The 26,624-nt window shown below is 32.3% G+C and carries 26 protein-coding genes; 18 read left to right on the top strand and 8 right to left on the bottom strand.

Annotated features, from left to right (window positions below):
* Positions 1-31: 31 nt before the first annotated feature.
* The 3 genes from SJY34_RS04510 (at position 32) to fsa (ending at position 2,060) form a co-directional block, all read left to right on the top strand.
* Positions 32-835, top strand: coding sequence for an SDR family oxidoreductase (locus SJY34_RS04510; RefSeq protein WP_400079316.1), 804 nt, complete (start codon positions 32-34; stop codon positions 833-835).
* Between the two features lie 46 nt (positions 836-881).
* Positions 882-1,286, top strand: coding sequence for a hypothetical protein (locus SJY34_RS04505; RefSeq protein WP_400079314.1), 405 nt, complete (start codon positions 882-884; stop codon positions 1,284-1,286).
* Positions 1,287-1,406: 120 nt separating this feature from the next.
* A complete protein-coding gene (gene fsa / locus SJY34_RS04500; protein WP_400079312.1) occupies positions 1,407-2,060 on the top strand; it encodes a fructose-6-phosphate aldolase in 654 nt (217 codons plus the stop codon).
* Between the two features lie 17 nt (positions 2,061-2,077).
* Here fsa and SJY34_RS04495 read toward each other — a convergent pair whose 3' ends face one another.
* Entirely contained in the window at positions 2,078-3,541 is a 1,464-nt protein-coding gene (locus SJY34_RS04495; protein WP_400079310.1) for a TlpA family protein disulfide reductase, read from the bottom strand.
* Positions 3,542-3,700: 159 nt separating this feature from the next.
* Here SJY34_RS04495 and SJY34_RS04490 point away from each other — a divergent pair, with 159 nt between their 5' ends.
* Positions 3,701-5,326 (top strand): ABC-F family ATP-binding cassette domain-containing protein, encoded by a 1,626-nt coding sequence (locus tag SJY34_RS04490; RefSeq protein ID WP_400079308.1) that lies wholly within the window; start codon positions 3,701-3,703, stop codon positions 5,324-5,326.
* Positions 5,327-5,425: 99 nt separating this feature from the next.
* Here SJY34_RS04490 and SJY34_RS04485 read toward each other — a convergent pair whose 3' ends face one another.
* Together SJY34_RS04485 and SJY34_RS04480 are read right to left on the bottom strand one after the other, a co-directional pair.
* Positions 5,426-5,668: a putative signal transducing protein gene (locus tag SJY34_RS04485; protein WP_400079306.1), complete on the bottom strand. Its 243-nt coding sequence runs from the start codon at positions 5,666-5,668 to the stop codon at positions 5,426-5,428.
* 71 nt (positions 5,669-5,739) lie between these two features.
* The gene (locus tag SJY34_RS04480; protein WP_400079304.1) at positions 5,740-6,453 is read right to left on the bottom strand and encodes a hypothetical protein; all 714 of its coding nucleotides are present in this window, start codon (positions 6,451-6,453) and stop codon (positions 5,740-5,742) included.
* Positions 6,454-6,734: 281 nt separating this feature from the next.
* Here SJY34_RS04480 and katG point away from each other — a divergent pair, with 281 nt between their 5' ends.
* Entirely contained in the window at positions 6,735-8,930 is a 2,196-nt protein-coding gene (gene katG, locus SJY34_RS04475) for a catalase/peroxidase HPI (protein WP_400079302.1), read from the top strand.
* Positions 8,931-9,017: 87 nt separating this feature from the next.
* Entirely contained in the window at positions 9,018-10,085 is a 1,068-nt protein-coding gene (locus SJY34_RS04470; protein WP_400079300.1) for a flavin monoamine oxidase family protein, read from the top strand.
* 3 nt (positions 10,086-10,088) lie between these two features.
* On the opposite strand, the gene nhaC is transcribed toward SJY34_RS04470, so the two are convergent.
* Complete coding sequence (gene nhaC, locus SJY34_RS04465; RefSeq protein WP_400079298.1) at positions 10,089-11,579, bottom strand: Na+/H+ antiporter NhaC; 1,491 nt, start codon at positions 11,577-11,579, stop codon at positions 10,089-10,091.
* A gap of 184 nt (positions 11,580-11,763) precedes the next feature.
* On the opposite strand from nhaC, the gene SJY34_RS04460 reads away from it, so the two are divergent.
* Together SJY34_RS04460 and SJY34_RS04455 are read left to right on the top strand one after the other, a co-directional pair.
* Positions 11,764-11,982, top strand: coding sequence for a hypothetical protein (locus SJY34_RS04460; protein ID WP_400079296.1), 219 nt, complete (start codon positions 11,764-11,766; stop codon positions 11,980-11,982).
* Positions 11,983-12,043: 61 nt separating this feature from the next.
* Positions 12,044-13,078, top strand: a complete 1,035-nt coding sequence (locus SJY34_RS04455) for a metal-dependent hydrolase (protein WP_400079294.1) — start codon at positions 12,044-12,046, stop codon at positions 13,076-13,078.
* A gap of 62 nt (positions 13,079-13,140) precedes the next feature.
* Here SJY34_RS04455 and SJY34_RS04450 read toward each other — a convergent pair whose 3' ends face one another.
* Positions 13,141-14,355, bottom strand: a complete 1,215-nt coding sequence (locus SJY34_RS04450; RefSeq protein ID WP_400079292.1) for an aminotransferase class I/II-fold pyridoxal phosphate-dependent enzyme — start codon at positions 14,353-14,355, stop codon at positions 13,141-13,143.
* 160 nt (positions 14,356-14,515) lie between these two features.
* On the opposite strand from SJY34_RS04450, the gene SJY34_RS04445 reads away from it, so the two are divergent.
* The 6 genes from SJY34_RS04445 (at position 14,516) to SJY34_RS04420 (ending at position 21,244) form a co-directional block, all read left to right on the top strand.
* The gene (locus SJY34_RS04445; RefSeq protein ID WP_400079290.1) at positions 14,516-14,974 is read left to right on the top strand and encodes an Lrp/AsnC family transcriptional regulator; all 459 of its coding nucleotides are present in this window, start codon (positions 14,516-14,518) and stop codon (positions 14,972-14,974) included.
* Positions 14,975-14,978: 4 nt separating this feature from the next.
* Positions 14,979-15,605 (top strand): CPBP family intramembrane glutamic endopeptidase, encoded by a 627-nt coding sequence (locus tag SJY34_RS04440; RefSeq protein WP_400079288.1) that lies wholly within the window; start codon positions 14,979-14,981, stop codon positions 15,603-15,605.
* 114 nt (positions 15,606-15,719) lie between these two features.
* Positions 15,720-17,120 carry a dihydrolipoyl dehydrogenase gene (gene lpdA / locus SJY34_RS04435; RefSeq protein ID WP_400079286.1) on the top strand — a complete coding sequence of 467 codons (1,401 nt, stop codon included), beginning with the start codon at positions 15,720-15,722 and terminating at the stop codon, positions 17,118-17,120.
* Between the two features lie 11 nt (positions 17,121-17,131).
* Entirely contained in the window at positions 17,132-18,322 is a 1,191-nt protein-coding gene (gene fabV, locus SJY34_RS04430; protein ID WP_400079284.1) for an enoyl-ACP reductase FabV, read from the top strand.
* Between the two features lie 211 nt (positions 18,323-18,533).
* On the top strand, positions 18,534-20,321 hold the full coding sequence (locus SJY34_RS04425; protein WP_400079282.1) for a serine hydrolase: 1,788 nt from the start codon (positions 18,534-18,536) through the stop codon (positions 20,319-20,321).
* An 86-nt stretch (positions 20,322-20,407) separates the two neighbouring features.
* Positions 20,408-21,244 (top strand): hypothetical protein, encoded by an 837-nt coding sequence (locus SJY34_RS04420; protein ID WP_400079280.1) that lies wholly within the window; start codon positions 20,408-20,410, stop codon positions 21,242-21,244.
* A gap of 1 nt (position 21,245) precedes the next feature.
* On the opposite strand, the gene SJY34_RS04415 is transcribed toward SJY34_RS04420, so the two are convergent.
* The 3 genes from SJY34_RS04415 to SJY34_RS04405 form a co-directional block, all read right to left on the bottom strand.
* Entirely contained in the window at positions 21,246-21,836 is a 591-nt protein-coding gene (locus SJY34_RS04415) for a hypothetical protein (protein ID WP_400079278.1), read from the bottom strand.
* Between the two features lie 66 nt (positions 21,837-21,902).
* Positions 21,903-22,613 (bottom strand): LytR/AlgR family response regulator transcription factor, encoded by a 711-nt coding sequence (locus SJY34_RS04410; protein ID WP_400079276.1) that lies wholly within the window; start codon positions 22,611-22,613, stop codon positions 21,903-21,905.
* Positions 22,606-23,658, bottom strand: coding sequence for a sensor histidine kinase (locus tag SJY34_RS04405; protein ID WP_400079274.1), 1,053 nt, complete (start codon positions 23,656-23,658; stop codon positions 22,606-22,608). The genes SJY34_RS04410 and SJY34_RS04405 overlap by 8 nt, the downstream gene beginning before the upstream one ends.
* Positions 23,659-23,848: 190 nt before the next feature.
* Here SJY34_RS04405 and SJY34_RS04400 point away from each other — a divergent pair, with 190 nt between their 5' ends.
* The 4 genes from SJY34_RS04400 to SJY34_RS04385 all read left to right on the top strand — a co-directional run bounded on the left by SJY34_RS04400 (position 23,849) and on the right by SJY34_RS04385 (position 26,604).
* Positions 23,849-24,235, top strand: a complete 387-nt coding sequence (locus SJY34_RS04400) for a MotA/TolQ/ExbB proton channel family protein (RefSeq protein ID WP_400079272.1) — start codon at positions 23,849-23,851, stop codon at positions 24,233-24,235.
* Positions 24,236-24,246: 11 nt separating this feature from the next.
* Positions 24,247-25,470 carry an alpha/beta hydrolase-fold protein gene (locus SJY34_RS04395; RefSeq protein WP_400079270.1) on the top strand — a complete coding sequence of 408 codons (1,224 nt, stop codon included), beginning with the start codon at positions 24,247-24,249 and terminating at the stop codon, positions 25,468-25,470.
* A 10-nt stretch (positions 25,471-25,480) separates the two neighbouring features.
* Positions 25,481-26,107, top strand: coding sequence for a hypothetical protein (locus tag SJY34_RS04390; protein WP_400079268.1), 627 nt, complete (start codon positions 25,481-25,483; stop codon positions 26,105-26,107).
* Positions 26,108-26,199: 92 nt separating this feature from the next.
* Positions 26,200-26,604 carry a DUF2721 domain-containing protein gene (locus SJY34_RS04385; protein WP_400079266.1) on the top strand — a complete coding sequence of 135 codons (405 nt, stop codon included), beginning with the start codon at positions 26,200-26,202 and terminating at the stop codon, positions 26,602-26,604.
* Positions 26,605-26,624: the final 20 nt, after the last annotated feature.

The following is a 26,624-nucleotide window of genomic DNA, read 5'->3' as shown; positions in this document are numbered from 1 at the left end:
GTATTTTAGAAATTGAAATTTATAGTTTAGTATGTCTAAAGTAGTTTTAATAACAGGTGGATCTTCAGGAATTGGTAAGTCGGTAGGAGAATATCTTCAAACAAAAGGTTTTAAAGTCTATGGTACTAGTCGAAATCCTAGCAATTATCCAAAAAGTGAATTTCCTATTGTTGCTTTAGATGTTACAAAGTCAGAGACTATTTCTAATTGTATTAATACTGTTTTAAAGCATGAATCACAAATAGATGTACTTATCAATAATGCTGGTGCAGGTATTACTGGTCCAATAGAAGAAATTCCGGATGCTGAAATAAAGCGCAACTTTGAAACCAATCTTTTTGGTCCAATCAATGTTATTAAAGCGGTTTTGCCAACTATGCGTTCTCAACAGTCAGGATTAATTATTAATGTGACTTCAATTGCTGGTTATATGGGTTTACCTTATCGCGGAATTTATAGTGCAAGTAAAGGGGCTTTAGAAATAATCACAGAAGCCTTTAGAATGGAGTTGAAAGATTTTAATATTGAAATGACTAATGTTGCACCAGGTGATTTTGCCACAAATATTGCTGCTGGTCGTTATCACGCGCCAATTTTAGACACTTCTCCTTATAAAGAAAATTATGGTAATAGTTTAAAGATGATGGATGATCATGTAGATGAAGGTAGCGACCCTCAACAAATGGCAGATGCGATCTTTAAAATTATTGAAACAAAAAAACCTAAAGTGCATTATAAGGTTGGTGCATTTATGCAAAAGTTCTCTATTGTATTAAAACGCATACTTCCGGATAAAGTTTATGAGAAATTATTGATGAATCATTATAAGTTATAGATTAAATGGTACACTATTTGAGGTATAATCTTCAAATTTAGCTATTATGAAATCACTTAAACTTCTCCCATTAATATTTTGCTTTTTATGTTTAAGTTGTGAAGACGCTTTAAATTGTATTATCCCAAAAGAACCAGAATTACCTAATAAATCATTTCCTATCGCATCTACAGAAAATTACTATTATGCAGATCTTACAGCCGAAATAAACAATGAACCTAGAGATGATGACTATGATTATTTCTATGATGTTGATGGTTTACCATTAGGAATGGATTATTATGTTAATTACCGCACAATAAGTATCGAAGGTACTCCTGAATCAGCAGGCACTTATAATTTCACAATTTATCTCGATGTAGATGGTCCATTTAGAGGTTTTGACAATGACGAGCCTGAATTATTATGTGATTACAGCACACAAAAGACTTATACCCTAATAGTAGAATAATGATGAAATTGTCTTAATTAGTAACTTGTTAATATATTTTGATGTTTTCATAAGACTGAACTTATTGATTAGTTGTAAATTCGCGACAACTAAAACAGAACAATTCAAATTTATATTTAGATGAAATTTTTTATTGATACAGCCAATTTAGAGCAGATTAAAGAAGCTCAGGATATGGGTATTTTAGATGGTGTAACTACAAATCCATCGTTAATGGCTAAAGAAGGTATTACTGGTACAGATAATATTTTAAAGCATTATGTAGATATTTGCAAGATTGTAGATGGTGATGTTTCTGCGGAAGTTATTTCTACAGATTTTGACGGTATGGTAAGAGAAGGTGAGGCTTTAGCTGAATTACATGATCAGATCGTAATTAAGTTACCAATGATTAAGGATGGTATTAAAGCATGTAAATACTTTTCGGATAGAGGTATAAAAACTAATGTTACTTTAGTTTTCTCTCCGGGTCAGGCATTACTCGCTGCAAAAGCTGGTGCTACTTATGTATCACCATTTATTGGCCGTTTAGATGATATTTCTACAGACGGATTAAATCTTATTGCCGAGATTCGCCATATCTACGATAACTATGCTTTCGATACTCAGATTTTAGCTGCTTCTGTGCGTCATACAATGCACGTCATAGATTGTGCAAAACTGGGTGCAAATGTTATGACCGGACCACTAAGCTCAATAGTAGGCTTGTTAAAACATCCACTAACAGATATTGGTCTAGAAAAATTCTTAGCTGATTACAAGAAAGGAAACTAAATAAATTTTAGAATAAATTAGAGAGCATCTTGTTTTGCGACAAGGTGCTTTTTTTGTAATAATTCTTCAAGGGTATTATGAAAATCTGATCTGAAGATATTGACGTTAGGATGAAGAATTGTGCTGTTTTCATCTACAACAATAGCTTTATTCAAATAGCTAACCGCTAGTGTTTTACGTGAAGATTTTGAATCCTTGAATTTAAATTCATTATGCTTTGAAAAGTCGTAGTTATTGATGATTTTTTTCCAGTATTTATCATCATTATCATTCAAATTTATGGATATAAAATCCATGTCAGGAAAAACAGACTTAAGTTTTTTTACCATGTAATGGCTATTTCGATACTGGGATTTATAATTTGAAGACCAAAAATATATGATGGTAGGTTTACTGATTATGGAGGTTAAAAGGTGTTCAGAATCATTATAATTTACCACTGTTAAATTCGGTAAAGGATTACCACGCCTCAGTAATTTTAGATTAGAAACCAATTCTTTCATATAGACTTTATCATCTTCATTTGTGCTTTTGGTTAAATAATAATCTAATAATTTTTTAGCATCTAATTCTGTATGATTGTGACTTATGTAATCTATAGCCTTGTACTTTAGTAAATTGTTTTTGATGGTTTCATCTGCTATTAGACTATCTATTAAATCAAGTTTAGATTTGTTATAGTTTAACGCATGTCTATCGAATTTACTATGATACGGATTACTATCGTAATAGCTATGTGTTGCTAGATTTTCTATGTTAGAGGATAGAAAACGGTTATATGAAAAGAAATTGCTTAAATGGGTTGCGTTGTAATCAACTATACTTCTATGCAAATAAAAGTTTTCTGGTAAATCTTTAATATGAGTTAGTTTGTTATTACCGAAGTAAGCAAAAGGATAAATTTCTTTATCTGCGAATGCATTGTAATTAATATTTGCTTCAATCACCGATTTAAAAAATGGTGTTTCCACGTTTTCATTCTGTTCTAAAAAAGAATGAAATTCATTTAAACGCTTTTCTTTTCTTTTTTCGATGAATGCACTAAAAATTTCAGGTTCTTGTTGAGCATATTTACTTAATTTTTTCGCTTCTTTCTCATTAGCAATGTAAGTTTTAATGAGATAATTGTTCTTTTTTGCTCCATTTCCTGTAAAAACTAAAGACTCATCAAAGTCGTGAGTATTTAATCGAAACATAATGCTATCGTTAGGTTCTAAAAGAACCATTTGATATTCGCCTCCATGTCTTATGGAGTAGAGCCCTGATTGTAAATTTGTTATTTTATGAATAAACCTATTGTTCCCATCTAAGAGAAAAGTATCGGCAACTTTACCTTTGGTATTGTATAACACAACACTATTATTCTTTGGATTAATTATTTCACCTCCAATAAATGCATAATCAGAATCATCACCATTAGAATTACATCCTAAGGAAACTGAGGCAATCATTGTACAACAAAGCAAATATTTGTAAAACAAGGGTTTTGTATTATAATGAACAAAAACAAAAATATGCTTTGGAGTGTTTACCAGTTGTTAATGCCGCGTTAAATCTTGTTATGCTTTACATTTATTTCGTCTAATGGCTTTAATTTTCTATTTTTGCACCCTCAAAAAACAGCTTAAAAAATATAAGATATGTTATCAGTTTCTAATCTTTCTGTTCAATTCGGAAAACGTGTACTTTTCGATGAAGTGAATACCACATTCAATAATGGAAATTGCTATGGGATTATTGGCGCAAATGGCGCAGGAAAATCTACTTTTTTAAAAATTATTGCTGGCAAAATGGATCCAACTTCTGGTAACGTTCATTTAGAACCTGGCAAGCGTATGTCTGTTCTAGAGCAGAATCATAATAAGCATGATGAAGACACGGTTTTAGAAACTGTTTTAAAAGGAAATAAACCTTTATATAAGTTAAAGTCTGAAATCGATGCGCTGTATGCTGATTATACGGATGAGAATGCCGAAAAAATTGGTGAGCTTCAAGTAGAATTTGAAGAAATGAATGGTTGGAACGCAGATAGTGATGCTGCCGCTATGCTATCTAACCTTGGTATTAAGGAAGAGTATCATTATACCTTGATGAAAGATTTAGATGGTAAGCAAAAAGTCCGTGTGTTATTAGCGCAAGCCTTATTCGGAAATCCAGATTTACTAATCATGGATGAGCCAACTAACGACTTAGATTATGAAACTATTTCTTGGTTAGAAAATTTCTTAGCTAATTATGATAATTGTGTAATTGTAGTCTCTCATGATAGACACTTTTTAGATGCGGTTTGTACACACATATCTGATATTGACTTTGGAAAGATTAATCATTTCTCAGGTAACTACACGTTTTGGTACGAGTCGTCTCAGTTAGCAGCAAAACAGCATGCACAACAAAATAAAAAGGCTGAAGAGAAGAAGAAAGAACTCGAGGAATTTATACGTCGTTTCTCTGCAAATGTCGCTAAATCTAAACAGGCAACCAGTAGAAAGAAAATGATCGAAAAATTGAATATTGCAGATATTAAAAGATCTAGTCGTCGATATCCTGCCATTATCTTTGAGCGCGAGCGCGAAGCTGGAGATCAAATTTTGAATGTAGAAAAGCTATCTGCAAGCTTAGATGGGGAAATATTATTTAAAGATATTGATATCAATTTGGCTAAAGGTGATAAGGTTGTTGTTTATTCTAAGGATTCTAGAGCAACAACAGCATTTTATCAAGTCATTAATGGAAAAGAAAAAGCGGATTCAGGTAAATTTGCTTGGGGAGTTACGACGACACAATCCTATTTACCGTTAGATAATAGTGAGTACTTTAATAATAAGCTTTCGCTTGTAGATTGGCTACGTCAATGGGCAACTACAGAAGAAGAGCGTGAAGAAGTTTATATAAGAGGTTTCTTGGGCAAAATGATTTTTAGTGGAGAAGAAGCTTTAAAAACTTCGGATGTTTTATCTGGTGGTGAAAAAGTACGTTGTATGCTAAGTCGTATGATGATGATAAGAGCTAATGTTTTAATGTTAGATGAGCCAACAAATCACTTAGATTTAGAAAGTATTACGGCATTTAATAACTCATTAAAAAACTTCAAGGGAACAGTTATGCTGACTACTCACGATCATGAGTTTGCACAAACTGTTGGTAATAGAATTATAGAATTAACACCAAATGGTGTTATTGATCGCTATATGACCTTTGATGAATATATGAGTGATAAGAAGATTAAAGAACAGCGTGAAAAGATGTATGGCGTGACGGTTTAAGAATCTCATACCTGTTAAAAAATAAAAATGCTGATATTTTAAATATCAGCATTTTTATTTTAGGTAATTCTCAATATATTGATTTATGAAATAATCAAGCTATTCAGTTGCCTCCATCTCAGCCTTTACGCGGTTCACAATTTCAGTAGCTTTGTCCAACTCATCATTATGAACAAAAACTTCTTGAAAACCTTGATTCATGGAGCCATATCCTGCCAAACGTTGCGATTCACCTTCATCCTTAATGATTGGGATTATGCCTGCGTGCTCTAATTCAGTCTTAATGCGAGTGATTAAAATAAAATTGCCGTTATAAACTTTTGTATATTCTGTAGTGCTCATATCTGTAAGTATTAAATTATATCTAAAAGTTACAAAAAAAGCAGTAAATCTGCACTATAAAATCTAAATTATCAATTAAAATATTTACTGTCCCAAATAGCCGTATTAAAGTTTTTGCCTGCAGCGAAACCATAGTAAATAACAATTGCAGCTACTGACTTAAACATAAAAAAGAAAATCATCGAATTTTCTGAAGCGGACATATTATCGGTAAATAAGCCATCTGGTACAAGACCTGTTGCTAATAGGCTTACGAGTAGTGTCGTAAAAATGAGGTTTTCAAAACTTTTAAATGGTTTCATGAGCCATTTACGAAATGGATTTAAATCATTTCCCCATTTGTGTACGAGATAATAATAGCCATTACCAATAGGTGCAAAAAGCAATGGATCATCAGCATTTTTGAGTTTAAATAATTTGGAAGGTGCTATAATTTTAAAACCCTTTAATTCGGTATTATGATCTTTTTCAAGTTGCTTAATTTTAGAAATAGCTTCATAAGGCAGTTCGCCTTTAAAGTACTTGGTGTCTAAAAAACGTAGTCTATAAGTAATACAAATAGTCTTTATTTGGTTAATATGATAGATGTTTTTAGTTTCAAGTAAATCAAATTCAAAGTCATTTGAATCCGCATTGCTATTTGGGTTTTGAATAGTGTCTAAAATACGAGTATCAATGGCATCACTTTCCTCTAAGATTTTTTTGACTTCATCTAAAATATCGTTTTCTATTTTCTCTTTCTTCTTTAGTCGTAATAGCTTCTCTTCAATATTTGTCCTTTTCATTAACATGGCATTTTTATTTTAAAAATAAAAAGTAAAATTATGATAGACAAGTCTTTAACACTTGTGTTTAATGTTATGTTACTATTTACCGCTATTTTTTAGTTTTCATTAAACAAAATTTAAACTTTATAGCTTTCAATTCAATTTAATTATTGGTGTGAGCAACGATATAGGTTTTAGTTATTAAAATATTAGATAAAACGATCTTGAGCCTTTAATTAACGCTGTTAATTTCATAATTTTATGCAAATCAAATTTTAAATCAAAAAAACTATAATATAATGGATCATAATAATAATGGAGACGCAAGTAAATGCCCATTTCTAAGTGGAGACCAGAAGAAATCAGCTGGTCGTGGAACAAGTAATAGAGATTGGTGGCCTAACGAATTAAAACTAAATATTTTACGTCAACATGCGACAAAGAATAATCCTATGGGAGAAAACTTTGATTATGCAAAAGCATTTAAAAGTGTTGACTTTGCGGCATTAAAACAAGATGTTATCGCTTTAATGACTGATTCTCAAGATTGGTGGCCAGCGGACTATGGACATTATGGAGGATTTATGATTCGTATGGCTTGGCATAGTGCAGGAACTTACCGAGTAGGTGATGGTCGTGGTGGTGCAGGAACAGGTACTCATCGTTTTGCACCTTTAAATAGTTGGCCAGATAATGGCAACTTAGATAAGGCACGTTTATTATTATGGCCAGTAAAAAAGAAATATGGAAACAAAATTTCTTGGGCAGATTTAATGATTTTGGCAGGTAATTGTGCGTTAGAATCTATGGGCTTCCCAACATTTGGTTTTGCAGGTGGTCGTGAAGACGTTTGGGAACCAGAGCAAGATATATATTGGGGAAGTGAAACAGGTTGGTTAGATAATGATGAACGCTACGATACCAGCGATGGTGAATTAGAAGGTAGTTTGGGAGCTGTACACATGGGACTAATCTATGTAAATCCAGAAGGACCAAATGGTGAACCTGACCCATTAAAATCAGCTCATGATATAAGAATTACTTTTGGTCGTATGGCTATGAATGATGAAGAAACAGTTGCTCTTGTGGCAGGAGGACATACGTTTGGAAAAGCGCATGGTGCAGCAGATCCGGATAAATATGTAGGAGTAGAACCTCATGGTGCTTCTATTGAAGAAATGAGTACAGGTTGGAAAAACACGTATAATTCTGGAGTATTAGATGATACTATTACTAGTGGATTAGAAGGTGCGTGGACACCAAACCCTACACGTTGGGATAATGAATACTTTGATGTGCTTTTAAACCTTGATTGGGAATTAACCAAAAGCCCTGCTGGTGCTCACCAATGGACACCATCAAATGCTAACGCACCTATGGCACCAAAAGCTGGAGGAAACGGAACACAAGCCTTAATGATGTCAACAGCAGATATGGCATTAAAAATAGATCCAGGATTTAGAGAGATTTCTGAACGTTTTCATAAAGATCATAAAGCTTTTGAAGATGCCTTTGCGCGTGCTTGGTATAAATTAACGCACAGGGATATGGGACCCATTTCTCGTTATTTAGGTCCGGAAGTACCAAAAGAAGAATTAATCTGGCAAGATCCAATTCCAGCAGTAGATTATACGTTGAGTGATTCAGATATTGAATCGTTGAAGAAAATGATTTTAGCTTCTGGTTTAAATATTTCTGAATTGGTAAAAACAGCTTGGGCTTCAGCTTCTACATTTAGAGGTTCTGATATGAGAGGTGGAGCTAATGGTGCAAGAATACGCCTTGAACCTCAACGCAGTTGGGAAGTGAACAATCCGCAAGTATTAAATAAAGTTTTGAATGTTTTAGAAGGTATCCAAAATGAATTTAATGGAACAGTCTCTATGGCTGACTTAATTGTCTTAGCTGGTTCAGCTGCTGTTGAAGAGGCTGCTAGAAATGCAGGTCATAATGTAAACGTACCGTTTACTCAAGGTAGAGGAGATGCATCTCAGGAACAGACTGATATAGAATCGTTTGGTTATTTAAGACCCTTGGCGGATGGCTTTAGAAACTATATGAGTTCTGAAGTAGCACATGTTGCTGCTGAAGATTTATTAGTAGATCGTGCAAACTTATTAACACTTTCAATCCCAGAGATGACAGCTTTAGTTGGCGGATTACGTGTGCTAGGAGCAAATTATGATGACTCTAAACATGGAGTATTTACAGATAGAGTAGGACATTTAACTAATGATTTCTTTACTAATATTCTTGATTTTTCATTAACATGGAAAGCTGCAACAGCAGAAGATAAAGAGTTTATAGGAAGAGACAGAAGAACAAATGCAATGAAATTTTCAGGAACTAGAACGGATTTAATATTTGGTTCTAATACTGAGTTAAGAGCGGTTTGTGAAGTCTACGGAGCAAATGATGGTGAAAAACGTTTTGTAAATGATTTTGTTGCTGCTTGGACCAAAGTGATGAACTTAGATCGTTTTGATTTAAAGTAGATTATAGATTAATAGCTAAAGGAAGCCTACTCAATGAGTGGGCTTTTTTTTAGACTATTTCTAAGCGAACGTATTAACTTTGAAGCGATGAGTAAAAACATAATAATTATAGGAGCTGGTCTTTCTGGATTATACCTAGGCTATCGTCTTAAAAAAGAAGGGTTTTCTATTAAAATATTAGAAGCTAATAATCGTATAGGCGGACGTGTTTTTACGAAACAAGAGCATAATACAACTGTTGAATTAGGTGCTACTTGGCTTTGGAAATATAATACAGCATTAATGGCTTTATGTAATGAATTAGATATTACACTGTTTGAACAGCATATGGAAGGAGATGCTTTATATGAAGCTTCGAGTGTAAATTTACCTCAACGTTTTAAGATTCCAGAAAATCAACAAATAAGTTATAGAATAGCAGGAGGAACTGTAGAACTCTTAAACCGGTTAGCAGCTGATTTTTCAAAAGAAGAATTACAGTTGAATCAAAAAGTAACTGAGATTCATGAGAAAGGGGATTCGTTAGATGTGATTACTGAAAACACCAAATTTACAGCAGATAAAGTGGTGTCAACATTACCTCCTCATCTTTTAGTGAACACTATTAAATTCACACCAGAATTAAGTTTAGATTTATTGCAAGTTGCTAATAACACGCATACTTGGATGAAAGATTCGATTAAATTTGCGGTGATTTATAAAACACGGTTTTGGAAATCTAAAGGTTTATCTGGAGTTGGTTTTAGTAATGTTGGTCCGTTTACAGAACTCTATGATCATTCTGGTGTAAACAATAAAAACTTTGCTTTAATGGGATTTTTAAACGGAAGTTTATTAAATGAAACTCAAAGTTATAGAGAACAATTAGTTAAGAATCAGTTGTTGAAATTTTTCGGTGATGAAGGTGCTAATTATCTATCTTATAATGAAAAAGTTTGGAGTACAGACGTTCTAACGACCTCAGAACATAGTAATTATTTGAGTCCACATTCTAATAACGGACATCAAATTTATCAAAACCATTATTTTAATAACAAATTTATAGTTGCTGGTTCCGAAACTTCTCCTAGTTATGGTGGTTATATGGAAGGGGCTATCTACAGAGGAAATCAAATTATAAATCAATTAAAGGATAAGTTAAATAAGACTACTTAAACTTTACTTATCTCTAAGCATTTTGATCTTTATTGAAAACGCAGCGAATAATAAGGTCATAAAAGGACTTATAATGCTAAAAAAGGCATAAGGAATATATGCGGTTGCACCAGCATAACCAAATAGTACTTTAGAGTGATAAGCTCCACAAGTATTCCAAGGGATAAGTACTGAAGTTACTGTTCCTGAATCTTCTAATGTACGACTTAAATTTTCTGGAGCTAAGCCTTTGTCTTCATAGGCTTGTTTAAACATTTTCCCTGGTACAACTAAAGCTAAATACTGATCTGAAGCTGTGAGGTTCAATGCTAAACAACTAGCGACTGTGCTTGCAAATAACCCAAATACTGAGGTTGCCATTTTTAATAAAGCATCTGTTATTCTAGATAATGCGCCAATCGCATCCATAACTCCGCCAAATACCATAGCACAGACAATAAGCCAAATAGTTCCGAGCATACCTTTCATACCACCAGCAGTAAATAAGTCATTTAGTTCTGCACTAGATGTTGTTACAGCAGTATCAACAGTCAGTGCATTCATAACTCCTTTATAGGCAGATTGAAATGTTAGACTTTCTGCACCTGCAATAGAAGTTACAATTTGTGGTTGCGCGATAATAGCAGTTACACCACCCAATAAAGCACCTAATAATAGTGCTATTAAAGGTGGAGTCTTTTTTATAATCATAAAAATGACGATAACAGGTACAATAAAAAGCCATGGGCTAATATTAAAAGCACCATCAATTGCTTTTAGTTTATCAGCAATTTGAGGTGTTCCGGTTGTGTCTATGTTTAATCCTATTATTATAAAAATAATGAGCGTAATAACAATTGTTGGTATAGTGGTTAACGCCATATATTTTATATGCGAAAACAATTCTCCTCCTGCCATAGCTGGTGCTAGATTTGTCGTATCACTTAAAGGTGACATCTTATCTCCAAAATAAGCTCCAGATAAAACTGCTCCGGCTGTCATGCCAATTGATATACCTAAGGTTTCACCTATGCCAACTAAAGCGATACCAACAGTTGCTGAGGTTGTCCAACTACTTCCAGTTGCAATTGATATGATAGCGCATATGATAACACATGCAGCCAAAAATATTGTTGGATTTAATATTTGCAAGCCGTAATAAATCATAGTTGGGATAATTCCGCTTATGAGCCAAGTTCCTGCAAGTGCTCCAACCATCAATAGTATAAGTAAAGCTCCGGTTGTCGATTTTACATTTTCAGCAACTTCTTCAAGCATTCTTTTATATTTAACTTTATTAAAAAAGCCAACAATAGCAGCAACTGCAGCTCCTAATAAAAGTATAAATTGATTACTTCCACTTAATGCATCATCGCCATAAATATAGATGTTGTAAGCTAGCATACCAACTAAAGCAAATACAGGAATTAGAGCTTCCCATATATTAAGTTCGGTATTATCTATTATTTTTTGATCCTCGATTTTTACTTCAGAAATGTTATCGTCGTCTTGCATTTTTGATTGGATTAGTTTTGTAATGTTACAATAATCTCGTTTTTATAGCAAATTAAGAGCTGTTCAATTTCTATTTGTTAAAAAAACATGTCATTCATCGAAAAATTGTGACTGACGTAACTGTCTGTGCGTCATATTTATAGTCAATAAAATGATTGTGCCTATACCCTAAATCATATTAATTTTGGAAACAATTACTTTAAAATCCCAGCTTAAAAAACAAAAAAAGCAACTACGAAGAAATCTTAGTACATTAAATTATTTGTTCATTTTAGAGTTAAATCGTGAGGACTTGAGTGATGACAAACGTAATCTCGATATACAAAACTTAAAAGCAAGTTTACAGCGAGAAGTCATTAGAAATACACAATTTATTTCTGATTATAAATCACAGCTCAAATAAAAATTCTTTACGTCTTTACGCGAATCCATAATAACATTTAGTCGTATTTTTGCACCTTCGTATGGATTCATTAACTCAAATTGTACTAGGTGCTGCTTGCGGAGAAGCTGTCCTCGGTAAAAAAATAGGAAACAAAGCCTTATTGTTCGGTGCTATTGGTGGTACTATTCCAGATTTTGATGTTTTTATTGGCCCACTATTGTATAATAATGAAATACAAGCTATGGCTTTTCATAGAGGCTTTATGCATTCAATTTTATTTTCAATTATTGGAACATTTGTATTTGGCTGGCTTGTTTTTCAACTCTATAATAAGGGCAAAAGATTCGGTTCAACGACATTAAAAGATTGGAGATGGTTATTCTTTTGGTCCCTATTCACACACCCTCTTTTAGATTGTTTCACTCCTTACGGTACGCAACTGTTTTATCCATTTTCTAATTATCGTCTAGCGTTTAACAATATCTCTGTTGCCGATCTTTTTTATACAACTCCATTTTTAATTTGTATGATTATTTTGATGTTTTATAAGCGTCAACGTAAAACACGTCAATTATGGCTAAAACTAGGAATAGGAATCAGCTCCGCATATATGCTTTTTACCATTGGCAATAAGTTATATACCAATTCTATTTTCAAAAATTCACTTGAGGAGCAAAATATTTCATTTAATCGTTTTAGAACCCAACCTACTATCTTTAATAATATACTTTGGTATGGAGTTGCGGAAACTGATACAGATTATTATATGGGATATTATTCATTGTTGGATAAAACTAATAGAGTTAGAGAGTGGAAAGTTTTATCAAAAAACAATACTATAGTACCGATGAATGATGAAGATCTTTCAACATTAGCTTGGTTTAGTGATCATTACTATAACGTAAGAAAAACGGATGATGCCAACAACTTTATTTACAACGATTTAAGATATCCTTTTTTAAATCCAGAGGATTCGGAATCTTCTATATTTAGTTTTAATATTTTTAAAAAAGATAAGCGTTGGGATATGCAACAAAGACGACCTAATTTAGGGGAAAATACAACGCTTTCATCCATGTTTGGCCCTATGATTAAACGTCTAAAAGGAAATTAGACTGTGTCATCGAGCCCAATCGAGATACTAATGAGTTTTCGACTGCGTTCGAATGGATATTTTTATACCATCTGAGCTTCAAGAATATTTAATTCAAGCATACAAGCTTTCATCATCTCATAAGTCCGTTCAATATCAGCATCTAAGCCAATAGAAAAGCGAATCAAACCATCACTCAAGCCCATTGCTTCTTGTTCGTCTTCGGGAATTTCGGAAGATGTTGAACTTCCTGGAGCACTGAATAAGGTTTTATAGAATCCAAGGCTTACAGCTAAGTAGCCTAAGTTTCGTTCTTGCATCAACTCCATCAATGCATTTGCTTTGTCCAGGGAACCGACATCGATTGTCATCATTCCACCATAACCATACTTTTCATTCATCATAGATTTAAATAATTCATGCGAAGGATGAGATTTTAAACCAGGATACACGGTTTTTAAACCATCATTTTCAAACTTTTCTGCTAAATAAGCAGCATTGTGACTATGCTGTTGCATTCTTATATGTAATGTTCTTAAGTTTTTTAATACCGAAGCAGATCTTAAGCTATCCATTGTTGAACCTAAAAGCATAGCAGCTCCATCATTAACATTTCTTAAGTCGTCTATCAATTCCTGACTACCACAAACAACACCTCCAACTGTATCTGAAGACCCATTTATAAATTTAGTTAAACTATGAACAACAATATCAGCACCTAATTTTACAGGCGAAATTGATAATGGGGAAAACGTATTATCTACAACTAGCTTTAAGTTATGTTTTTTCGCCAATTCCGCTAAGCCTCTAATATCAGCAACTTCCAATAAAGGGTTGCTCACCGATTCGCAATACAATATTTTTGTTTTGGGAGTAATTGCGGCTTCAACAACATCTAATTTTGTGATATCAACAAAAGTGGTTTCAATACCCAAACGCGGAGTAAAGTTTTTTAGAAATGCATAAGTACCTCCATAAATCGTTCTACTACTTACAATATGCTCACCAGTATCACAAAGTTGTAATAGAACCGGTGTAATGGCTCCCATACCAGATGCAGTTACAGTTGCTGTTTCAGTACCTTCCATTGCCGCTAATGCTTCACCTAAGTATAAATTTGAAGGAGAGGAATGCCGAGAATATAAATAGCAACCATCAGCATTACCTTCAAACGTATCGAACATGGTTTTTGCCGATAAAAAGGTATAGGTTGAAGAATCTGAAATCGATGGATTAACACCACCAAATTCACCGAAGTATTGTAAATCTTGAATATTGTTTGCTGGCTTAAATTTCATGACAATCTAATTTATAGGTTATAACAAAGTTCGCTTGTTTTAGATTATAAATCAACTATAATTAGTGTATTTAGAATATTTATCTATTTATATGTGTTTTATTAGATTTATTTTCATTAATTTTAACTATTAAGTTATATGTATAGAAAAAACTTCAATCATGAATTTAGATGAAACTGATATAAAATTGTTGCATTTTCTTCAAGCTGATAGTAAGCAAACTACTAAGGCATTATCCAACAAGCTAAATTTGTCTGTTACTGCTGTTTATGAGCGTATTAAAAAATTAGAGCACAATGGTATTATAAGTAATTATGTCGCGTTAATTGAAAAAAAGAAAGTTGATAAAGCATTTGTTGCATTTTGTCATGTAAAACTAGTGCAGCACTCTCAAGAATACGTGGTGAAGTTTGAGCGCGAAGTTCGTAAATTGAAGGAAGTCTTAGAATGTTATCATATTAGTGGTGATTATGATTATTTGCTAAAAGTACTTGTTAAGGATATGGAGGCTTTTAGAGAATTTATGGTTAAAAAACTCACTACAATCGACCATATTGGTAGTACACACAGCATGTTTATGATAAATGAAGTAAAACATACAACTGCAATCACAATTTAGAATTATGGGATCAGTACGAAATAGACTTATAGAATTCTTTCTAATTTTTGTAATTGTTCCGGTAAGTTTTGTTTTGAATTTTCCCTTATGGATAAAAATGATAATTGGTGTTTGTGGATTCTCCTATATCATATTTATACTTTTAAAAGTTGAAAAAAATAAGTTTAAGGTAAATGAAAACGTCAATTGGAAACATTTTTGGAGACAAACTTTGTTTAAGCTACTTGTTATTGCCCTTATTACTGCACTTTACATACTAATAACAGATAAAGAAAGTCTCTTCATTGTAATAAGAACAAAGCCTTTATTGTGGATAATCATTTTATTTGTTTACTCTTTATTTTCAGTATATCCTCAAGAATTGATTTATAGAACGTTTTTCTTTCAACGTTACAACAACTTATTTAAAAACCAATCTCTCTTTATTATAGTAAATGCTGCTCTATTTTCGTTAGCTCACTTATTTTTTAGAAATACGCTAGTTATGTTTCTAACATTTATTGGTGGACTCTTGTTTGCGTTAACTTTTAAGAATACTAAATCAACTTTATTAGTGTCAATTGAGCATGCCATTTATGGCTGTTGGTTATTTACTGTTGGCATGGGAGAGATGCTCGGTTTTCCAACCTAAGATTTTATGTTAAATTTAGTAGCTACTCATTCGTAAATCATTAATCTAAATCGTACTTTTGTACTCGTTTTTGCTTCATAGAAGCATCTTTTTAATATTAAAAAAACTATCAATATGAATTCATACGATGTAGCAGTAATAGGATCTGGTCCTGGTGGATATGTAGCAGCAATTCGTTGCGCACAATTAGGCATGAAAACTGCAATTATTGAAAAATATTCTACACTAGGAGGCACTTGTTTAAACGTAGGTTGTATTCCTAGTAAAGCGTTATTAAGTTCATCTCATCATTACGAAGAAGCTACAAAGCACTTTGAAGAACATGGTATTGAAATACCAGGAGATATTAAAGTGAATCTAGAGAAGATGATTGCGCGCAAACAAGCTGTTGTTGACCAAACTACAGGGGGAATTGATTTCTTAATGAAGAAAAACAAGATTGATGTCTATGAAGGTTTAGGATCTTTTAAAGATGCAACGCATATCAAAATTGAAGGAAAAGATGCAGGTGAAATTGAAGCAAAAAATATCATTATTGCTACAGGATCTAAACCAAGTAACTTACCATTCATTGAGCTAGATAAAGAACGAATTATCACCTCTACAGAAGCTTTAAAATTAAAGGAAATTCCGAAGCATATGATTGTTATTGGAGGAGGAGTTATTGGATTGGAATTAGGGCAAGTATATTACAGATTGGGTGCTCAAGTTACCGTTATAGAATATATGGACAGAATCTTACCAACTATGGATGCTGGCTTATCTAAAGAGTTAAACAAAGTCTTTAAGAAAGCCAAATGTAAAATGATGATGTCTCATAAAGTACAATCAGTAGAGCGTAAAGGAGATGAAGTGATCGTAAATGCTGAAAACAAAAAAGGAGAAGTTGTTGAGTTTAAAGGAGATTATTGTTTAGTATCTGTTGGGCGTCGTCCTTTCACAGATGGTTTAAATGCTGAAGCTGCTGGAGTAAAGATTAATGACAGAGGCCAAATTGAAGTAAATGATCATTTACAAACATCTGCATCGAATATTTATGCAATTGGTGATGTTATAAAAGGTGCAATGTTAGCACACAAAGCTGAAGAAGAAGGTGTTTTTGTAGCTGAAACTTTAGCAGGACAAAAACCACATATAGATTATAATTTAATACCTGGTGTGGTTTACACTTGGCCAGAAGTCGCTGCGGTTGGTAAAACTGAAGAAGAGTTAAAAGCAGATAATGTAGCATATAAAGTTGGTCAATTTCCATTTAGAGCATTAGGTAGAGCTAGAGCAAGTGGAGATATCGATGGTTTTGTAAAAATCTTGGCAGATAAAACAACTGACGAAGTTTTAGGAGTGCATATGATTGGTGCGCGTTGTGCAGATTTAATTGCGGAAGCTGTTACTGCTATGGAGTTTAGAGCATCAGCAGAAGATATTTCGAGATATTCTCACGCACATCCAACATTTGCCGAAGCAATAAAAGAAGCTGCTTTAGCTGCAACTGACGATAGAGCTTTACACGTTTAAAATATCAAACTATGATTATTGAACCAAGGACAAGAGGATTTATATGTTTAACTGCTCATCCAACTGGATGCGAAAAGAACGTATTAAATCAGATTGACTATATAAAAGCTAAACCAACAACTAACGGTCCAAAAAAAGTCTTAGTTATTGGAGCTTCAACAGGCTTTGGTTTAGCGTCTAGAATCACAAGCGCTTATGGTTCTAATGCTGCAACAATTGGTGTGTTCTTTGAAAAACCACCCAAGGAAGGCAGAACTGCATCACCAGGTTGGTACAACAGTGCGGCTTTTGAAACGCAAGCTCATAAAGATGGATTATATGCTAAGAGTATAAATGGTGATGCGTTTTCAAATGAAATAAAAGCACAAACTTTAAACCTTATAAAAGAAGATTTAGGAAAAATAGACTTATTGGTTTATAGTTTAGCATCTCCAGTGCGAACACATCCTGATACAGGTGAACGTTTTAAGTCGGTTTTGAAGCCTATTGGAGGGACGTTTACAGATAATACAGTCGATTTTCATACAGGAGAAGTCAAAGAAATTTCAATTGAACCTAGTTCTGGCGACGATATTAAAAATACAGTTGCCGTAATGGGCGGAGAAGATTGGCAAATGTGGATTGACCAATTAAACGCTGCTGGTATTTTATCCAAAGATTTTAAAACTATCGCTTATTCATATATAGGACCTTCATTAACTGAAGCCGTATATAGAAAAGGGACTATTGGAGCAGCAAAAGATCATTTAGAAGCAACAGCTTTTAAGATTACAGATACTCTAAAAGATATTGATGGTAAAGCTTATGTATCAGTAAACAAGGCACTAGTTACACAAGCAAGTTCTGCTATTCCAGTTATACCACTTTACATTTCGTTACTTTATAAAGTGATGAAAAAAGAAGGTATTCACGAAGGTTGTATAGAGCAAATTGAGCGTTTGTTTAATGAACGCTTATATACAGAAAACTTACCTTTAGATGAAGCAGGAAGAATACGCATTGACGATTGGGAAATGCGAGATGAAATACAAGAAAAAGTTTTAGAACTTTGGAAAGAAGCCACAACTGAAACTTTGCCAAATATTGGTGATTTAGAAGGTTATAAAATGGACTTTTTTAATCTTTTTGGATTTAATGTTGATGGTGTGGATTATGATAAAGATGCTAACGAAATGGTTGATATTCCTGGGTTACAGGAGTAAATTAAATTATACAAAATAAATTAAGGCGAACTGAATTGGTTCGCTTTTTTTATTTAAAGCCATTTTGATAGGTAAAGCGAAGAAGTTCTCTTTTTAAAGAAAATTTAATGTCATTTTATATTTTAATAACAGATAGTTAATGTAACGAAAGTGTTAGGCTGTCGTCGTAAAGATATATTGTATCTTTATTCATCATTTAAATCCATTTGACATGTTAAAAAAAATTTCGTTACTCTTCATCTTATTTTCTTTTACCTTCTATGGACAAAATAAATCTAAAGACGTTAATAGTTTTACGAAAGAATTAGATCAAAAAATTCCAAAATTATTAAAAGAATTTATGGTACCTGGAACGGCAATTGCTATGATCGAAAATGGTGAATTGGTATTGCAAAAAGCCTATGGTTATGCAAATCTTTCTAAAGGTGAGAAAGTAACAACTCAAACCGGATTTAATATAGGCTCTATATCTAAAACCGTCGCGGCTTGGGGAATCATGAAACTTGTTGAAGAAGGAAAAATTCATTTAGATACTCCAGCTGAAAATTATTTAACACGCTGGAAATTGCCAGAATCTGATTTTGATTCTAAAAAAGTGACTATAAGACGATTACTAAGTCATACAGCAGGATTATCACTTCATGGATATCCTGGATGGACACCAAAGGATCGTTTATCTACAATAGAAGAGTCATTGAATGGACGTAACAATGGGCCAGGTAGAGTAGAAATGATAATGGAGCCGGGAACAAAATGGAAATATTCAGGAGGCGGATATACAATCTTGCAATTGATAATAGAGGAGGTGACAGGGCAAAAATTTGAAGATTATATACAAACAACAGTTTTAAATCCTTTAGGAATGACGAGAAGCAGTTATAAAATTGATGAAACTATACTTAAAAATTCATCATTAGAACATGATGGTTTTGGTGAACAAATAGATTTTGAATTATTTACAGCGCAAGCAGCAGCCGGATTACATACTACAATTGAAGATTTTACACTGTTTGCCTACGCAAGTCTTTTCGCTCATAAAGACAATAAGAAATATAATGACGTTTTAAAAGCAAAGACAGTTGAAGAAATGATGAAACCAGCATTAGCATCAAATGATAGTTATGGCTTAGGTTATCAAGTACAAAATATTCCTAATACATCTTACATTCTTAAAGGGCATGGTGGAGCTAATACGGGTTGGCATGCATTTTTTAGAGTAAATCCTGATACAAATGATGGTTTCATTATGATTACTAATGGAGGATCTGGCCATAATATTTATACACAAGTATTTTGTGATTGGATTCAATGGAAAACTGGAGAGTCCATGGGAAGCAGATGTGAGGTTAAACCTTCTATTGCAGGAAAACTAAAAGCAGTTATTGATTCAGAAGGGACAAATAACTTAACTTCAACGTATGAGAGTTTGAAAGCAAATAAATCTGAGGACTATAATTTTTCTGAAGGCATTATAAATGATTTAGGGTACTATTACATGAGAAGAAAAGAGACGGATAAAGCAGAGTCTGTTTTTAAGTTAAACGTTGATCAATTCCCTGAATCGTCTAATGTATATGATAGTTATGCCGAAGCGTTATTAGAAAATGGTAATAAAGAACAGGCTATTGTAAATTATAAAAAATCTGTCGAACTCAATCCTGCAAATACCAATGCTGTTGATATTTTAAAAACCTTAAATGTAGATGTAAACAACTTACCTAAAGCATTTGAAATTGATACAACAAAATTAGATGATTATATTGGTAATTATCAATTATCAGCTGATTTTATAGTTACTATCTCACGAGAAGATGATAAATTAATCGCAAAGCCAAAAGGACAAAGTTCTTTAGAGATTATTCCTATGTCTATAGATAAATTCTATGTACAAGAAGTAAAAGCAGAAGTCACTTTTAATAGAAATGCTAATGGTGAAGTAGAAAGCATGACTTTGCATCAAAATGGACGCGATACGTTTGGTAAAAAGCTCAAGGAATAAACTTGATTTAGAATTTAGATTTTTCTAACTTCATTATATTAAAATAAAGGCGAACCAAATGGTTCGCTTTTTATATTTTAGCAAATATGAAGAAAATTAATCTATTAATATTTATATCACTGCTTCTAGCATGTTCTCCAAAGCTAAAAAGTACAATAGTCAAGACACTTCCGCCACTCTCTAATGATGAACTAGTTGTTGTTTTAGATTATTCTGATGATCAAACAATTGATGGAGAAACTATTGGTGTTATAGAAGCTAAAGATGGCGGTTTATCAGTGAACTGTACCTATTATGAAAATATTTTAAATCTTAAGAAAATTGCTAGAGAAGCTGGTGCAAATATTATAAAAATCACTCAAAATAAAACTCCAGATAAATGGAGCAGCTGCCATAGGCTTAAGGCAAAAATTTATAAAGTATCTAATCCAAAGTATTATGAAAATCAAATACTTTGGAGTCCTGAGAGAAAATTAACTTGGAATGATTTTAAAGGCAAGCCAGACAAGAAAAATTATCCAAACACATTAGCGCTTACCAATTCTGGATTTGGATATGAATCTGGTATCAATCTTTTGAAAAATGGTAAAATATTTGTGCAAAGTGTATTTAATACCAAAGAAAGTTGGGTGGTTCCAAAAGGTAAAAATGATTATGTATTGAGACATGAACAAATTCATTTTGATATTACCGAAATCTATTCAAGAAAATTGAGGAAAGAATTAGCAGATGCTAAAGTCACTAGTGATAACCTTGTTACTGCTAAAATAATATTTGATAAGGTGTTTAATGAATTACAAAAGCGCCAGGACAAATATGATAGAGAAACAAAATATGGTGATAAAGAAGAAACTCAAGAAAATTGGGAGGCTATTGTAGAAATAGAGTTAGCAAAATATGACTTCTATAAAGCGAATATATAAATTACAATTCCTGTATTAAATCATTAATGCGTAAGCGATTGCTATAATCCTCTTCATTAATATCTCTTACAAAACAAAATGCACTAATTTTTCCACGTTTTACCTTTTGAGTAAGCTCTTCAACCGTAAAAGGTCCGAATTCTTCCGATTCTGATATATAAAAAAATTGATGATCGTAAATAAGATTACTTGCTTTTTGCTTGTACTTATACTTTATATAGTCTTGAACATCATCCATAGAATTTAATTCGTCTGCATAGTTGCTCGTATTTATAAACAGCGCAAACTCATCTTTAGATTGATCATTGAGCACTAAAATATCCTCATCTTTAAGGTAAGCTTTTACAGTAGCTCTTCCGTCTTCAGTTTCAATGGTGAAAATATTTTGAAAATGAATATTCCAAGAGGTTTCAATAATATTATCTTTTCTATAAATTTCTAGAACGTTATCTTTTTTAAAGATATACGTAGATTTCTTTTCAGCAATACCATTAACCAGTACCCACTTCTGATCTAAAAAATTAGAATCGTTATGAATAGAATAATCAAAAGGCTTTAAATTCGGAATAGTCTCATGTAGGTCCTGTATCATAATGCTAGCTTTAGTAATTATCAGTCACAATAGCAACGTCAAATTTGGGGTTATTATTGAATAAAGCTAATAATTTTCTAATAGTTTCAGTACTTCTTTCTTGTAACTTCGACTAAATGGTAAAGTGCGTCGGTTAAGTGTAATACCTTCACTGTTAAACGATTGAATTTTCGATAAAGCGATGATGTAAGATCTATGAATACGTATAAAATTTCGCTTTGGTAGCTTCGCCTCCATTGCACTAATTGTTTCTCTAGTAACTATAGTATTATCTTTTAGATGAATCTTAATATAGTCACTATAACTTTCTATATATAAAATTGAATTAAAGTCTACTTTGAGCATTCTGCGATTAGAGCGGACAAAAATGAAGCTATTATTCTCGGTTGTTTTTAACTCTACTTCTTTAGACTCTGTATTAATTTCAAAATAGCGATTTACAGCTTTAAGAAGCCTCTCAAAAGCAATAGGTTTTAAAAGGTAATCCACAGCTTGTAAATCAAAACCTTCAACAGCGTAATCTCTGTAAGCTGTTGTGAAAATGATTTTTATACTTTTATTGATGGATTTTGCGAAGCTAATACCAGAAATTTCAGGCATATTAATGTCTAAAAAAACCAAATCGACTTTATAATTACTTATATAATTAAAGGCTTCTAATGCATTTTTGCATTGAGCTTTAACCTCAATAGCATCTATTTTAGATAAATGTGTTGCTATAACTTCTCTAGCAATGGCTTCATCATCAACGATTATGCAAGAAATAATATTAGACATCAGCTAATGAAAGTTTAAGTTCTACTTCAAAAAGGTTATTATTCTCAATGATATTCAAACTGTATTGGTTTTTATACAGAAGTTCTAAGCGCTTCTTTATGTTTTCTAATCCAATACCAGGTTTTTTAGATGACGACTTAGAATGTGAGTTTTTAATATTGAAATAGATACTGTTTTTGTTGCACTTAAATGAAATATCAATTGTCAATGTTCCATTTTTAATTTTACCATGCTTAAAGCTATTTTCAACAAAAGGTAAGAATAGCATTGGTGCTATTTCAACGGGTTCTGAGCAATGCGTTTCAGAAAAATTTACGCTTAGAGTATCATTAAAACGCATTTGTTCTAAACCTATATAATCTTTTATATGGTTAATTTCTTCCGATAACAGAACTAAAGGTTTATCTATTTGGTACAGGAGGTAGTCTAATAGATTAGATAGTTTTAAAATCATTTCTGGTGTTTCATCTGCCTTTTTTAAAGCAAACCCATACATGGTATTTAACGTATTGAATAAGAAATGCGGATGTATCTGCATTTTTAGATAATTAAGCTCTTGCTCTTTCAGTTTTAGTTGTGCTTCGAGAATCTTAGCTTCAAGTTTGGCATTGTATTTAGACTGCTTTAAATTCAGTTTTAAAAGCTTAAAAGCACTAACAACTATAACCACTAAATACACGCAAGCTATTATAAATAAAGTATTTCGAGACAGAGATTCAACTTTGGTAAACATAAAGTCGGTTAAAAAGGCGATACTAAAAAAAACGGAAAACAGAATACTGAAAACAGAAATTATTACAGTATATAATGTATATAAGCCAAATAAAAAATATCTTTTAGTAATGAGGTAATTAGGGATGAGCTTATAAATAGATATGTAAGTTGTGCCAATAGTTATTGGCATTAAAAAAAGTGAGAAATAAATTATATTACTATTAATGGTATTGTCTGCACTAAAAATTAGTGTAAAAAATAAAAGTACAGCACACCAAAATAGCAAATGAAGTATAGCTTGAATGATATGATCTTTTTTTATTCTCAACATGAAACAATAAGGTTACAATAATAGTTTATTTTTAGATGCTGGTTTTATTTTGTAGACGAATGACGGTTTTAATACTGGTTTTAACATCGTTGTTAAATCCCTTATTAATATGGTTGTTGGTCGCATTCTAAATTTTTTTAGATAAACTTCAACTTATGTTTGTTTTAAGTTTAATCAAAAACAACAATTTATGTTTTCACAATTTTTATTATTAGGCCGTTTGCAAGAAGGCGGAACTGGTATGTACTTTATTTTAATTGCTTTTTTATTATCATTATTTTTTATTGTAATGGCTTTTGTAAAACTGAAAAAAAGTCCTGAAATATCAAATAAAATGATTGGTTTAGCTGCTGAATCTAGTCTAGTAGCATTGGTGATAGGCTGTTTGTCTTCTGTAATAGGTATTATTACATTATTTGATATGTTAGAAGCGATTGGTGAAACAAGACCAGATTTGTTTGCAGCTGGTATTAAAGTGTCTTTGTTAACCATAACTTTTGGTCTGTTTGCATTTGTAATAGCAAGAATTGGGATTTTAGCCTACAAATGGATCTTAAAACCCGAAGTAGAGGCTTAATATTTATTAAAATGAAAAAATATAAACTAATAATTGCCTTAATAGTTTCTTGTCTTTATGCTAAAAGTAACGCACAATATAAACAAAACGAAAAAAAGGAAATTGTAATTGGTAAGATTGATAGTCTATATTCTGAGATATTAAAAGAGCAAAGAGAAATCTGGATACATGTTCCTGATGACTTTGATAATACTAAAACATATTCAGTAATTTATGTTTTAGATGCATCTAAAAATTTCTTCACGGTTACTGGAATGATCAAACAATTAACACCTATGACAATTCCAAAATCCATAGTAGTTGGTATTACTAATACAGATAGAACAAGAGATTTTACACCAACCAATGTTCCTTTTCAGCGAGGGCATGAATCAAAAACTTCTGGTGGTGCTAATAATTTTTTGAAATTTGTAGAGCAAGAATTAAAACCTTTTATAAACAATAAGTATCCAACAGAGAATAATAACACAATCATTGGTCATTCTACAGGAGGCTTATTTGTGCTTTATACATTTTTGAATCATGAGAACGTCTTTGACAACTATTTAGCAATAGATCCAAGTCTTTGGTGGGATAAAGAAAATCTAGTAAAAACAGCTGAAGATAAAATAAATACAAAAAATCTAAAAGAGAAATCATTATATATAGCAGTAGCCAATAGTATTGGTAAGTCTATGGATACTGTAAAAGTTAGAAAAGACAAAAGTGTACCTACGGAACAAATTAGAGCCAATCTAAAGTTTCATGACATATTAGCGAATAATAGTGATAAGCTTAATTTCTCTTGGGAATATTTTAAAAGTGAAGATCATGGAAGCATAGTCATACCAGCTCAATACAATGGATTGCGATCTGTTTTTTCATGGTTTCCATTTCCTGAAATGTGGAGATTTAATAATCCCAAAAGATACTCTGTTAAAGAATTAATAGAACCATATTATGCACATTATAAAAAACTGAGTATGCGCATGAAACGCGAAGTAAAGCCAGATTGGCAATTGCTTAATGATGTTGGTTTCTTTATGTTAGAGGGGCATAATCTTCCCAAAAAAGCTCTGGCGTATTTAGAGATGAATGTTCATTATTATCCAAATGAATCTAAAACTTATGTGGCGTTGGGTAATTACTATGTGTCACAAAAGGAGGAGCCAGTAGCCATTGAGTATTATAAAAAAGCTATTGAAATAGATAGCAACCAAGAAGCTTCAGAACAATTAAAAAAACTTAAAAATTAAAACATAATACATGAAAATTTCAATTCGAATAATTTCACTCTTAACTCTATTACTTATTTTTTCCTGTGAACAAAAGTCAACATCAAACACTTCAGAAAGCGAATTAATAATGAAAATCAATGCTGTTCAAGAACAGATAATGGCACAAGGGAATATAACGGACAAAGAGGAACAGACATTGTTAAGTTTGTGCAATATTATTTCACGCGATGACGGTTTAGGTAATTATAGCTCTGATAATAGGGTAATTTTAAAAGATGTAGATAAAGCGCCAGTTTACGAAGGTTGTGAGGAACTTTCTGAAGAAGAAACAAAAACATGTTTTAATACTAAGGTAGCAGCATTTATAAAGCGCGAGTTTAACTTAAATGTATCTAAAGATTTAAACCTTTCAGAGCCAAAGCAGGTAGAAGCGTTTTTTATAATTGATGAGAACGGAAATCTTACAGGTATGAAAGTCAGAGATTCAGAAGTAAACATTCAGGCGGAAATCTTAAGAGTACTCAGAAAGATGCCTGTTATGAAACCTGCTATTCACCGTGGTGCAAGTGTTGCTGTGTTATGTTCGTTGGTAGTAAAATATGGAAATGAAATAGAAATTGATATGGTTTACATTCCTGAAAGGCCAAATGATTAAAGTTTGAATCATAAATATTTAAAAAAGCGAACTTTTCAGTTCGCTTTTTTTTTGCTCTCATCTTTATGACTAATTTTACTAAAATTTCAATTTTGGCAGAACTCACACTAACCACACCAGCACTTTTATTTTCGGCAATATCCTTAATCATGCTAGCATATACCAATCGGTTTTTGGCCTATGCTGCAATAATTCGCAATTTAAAAGATAAATATATTAAAGAAAAAGACACGTCTATACTAAGACAAATTGATAATTTAAAACTACGGGTAAAACTAACACGATATATGCAAATTGCAGGCATTACTAGTTTATTATTTTGTGTTTTAACCATGTTTTTAATCTATGTAGACTTTCAAACTATAGCGGTTTGGGCTTTTGGTGCAGGATTGATATTGCTTATCATTTCTTTGCTGTTTTTAATATGGGAAATTCAAATTTCAGCTAAAGCGTTACAGCATCACTTAAATGATATTGAAGATGATTTAAAAAAGTGAATAATTATTTATTTATTAAA

The organism is Winogradskyella sp. R77965, from assembly GCF_044594915.1.
Classification (GTDB): Bacteria; Bacteroidota; Bacteroidia; order Flavobacteriales; family Flavobacteriaceae; genus Winogradskyella.
Note: the sequence above shows the minus strand (reverse complement) of the source record. Positions and strands in the feature narration are given on the sequence as shown.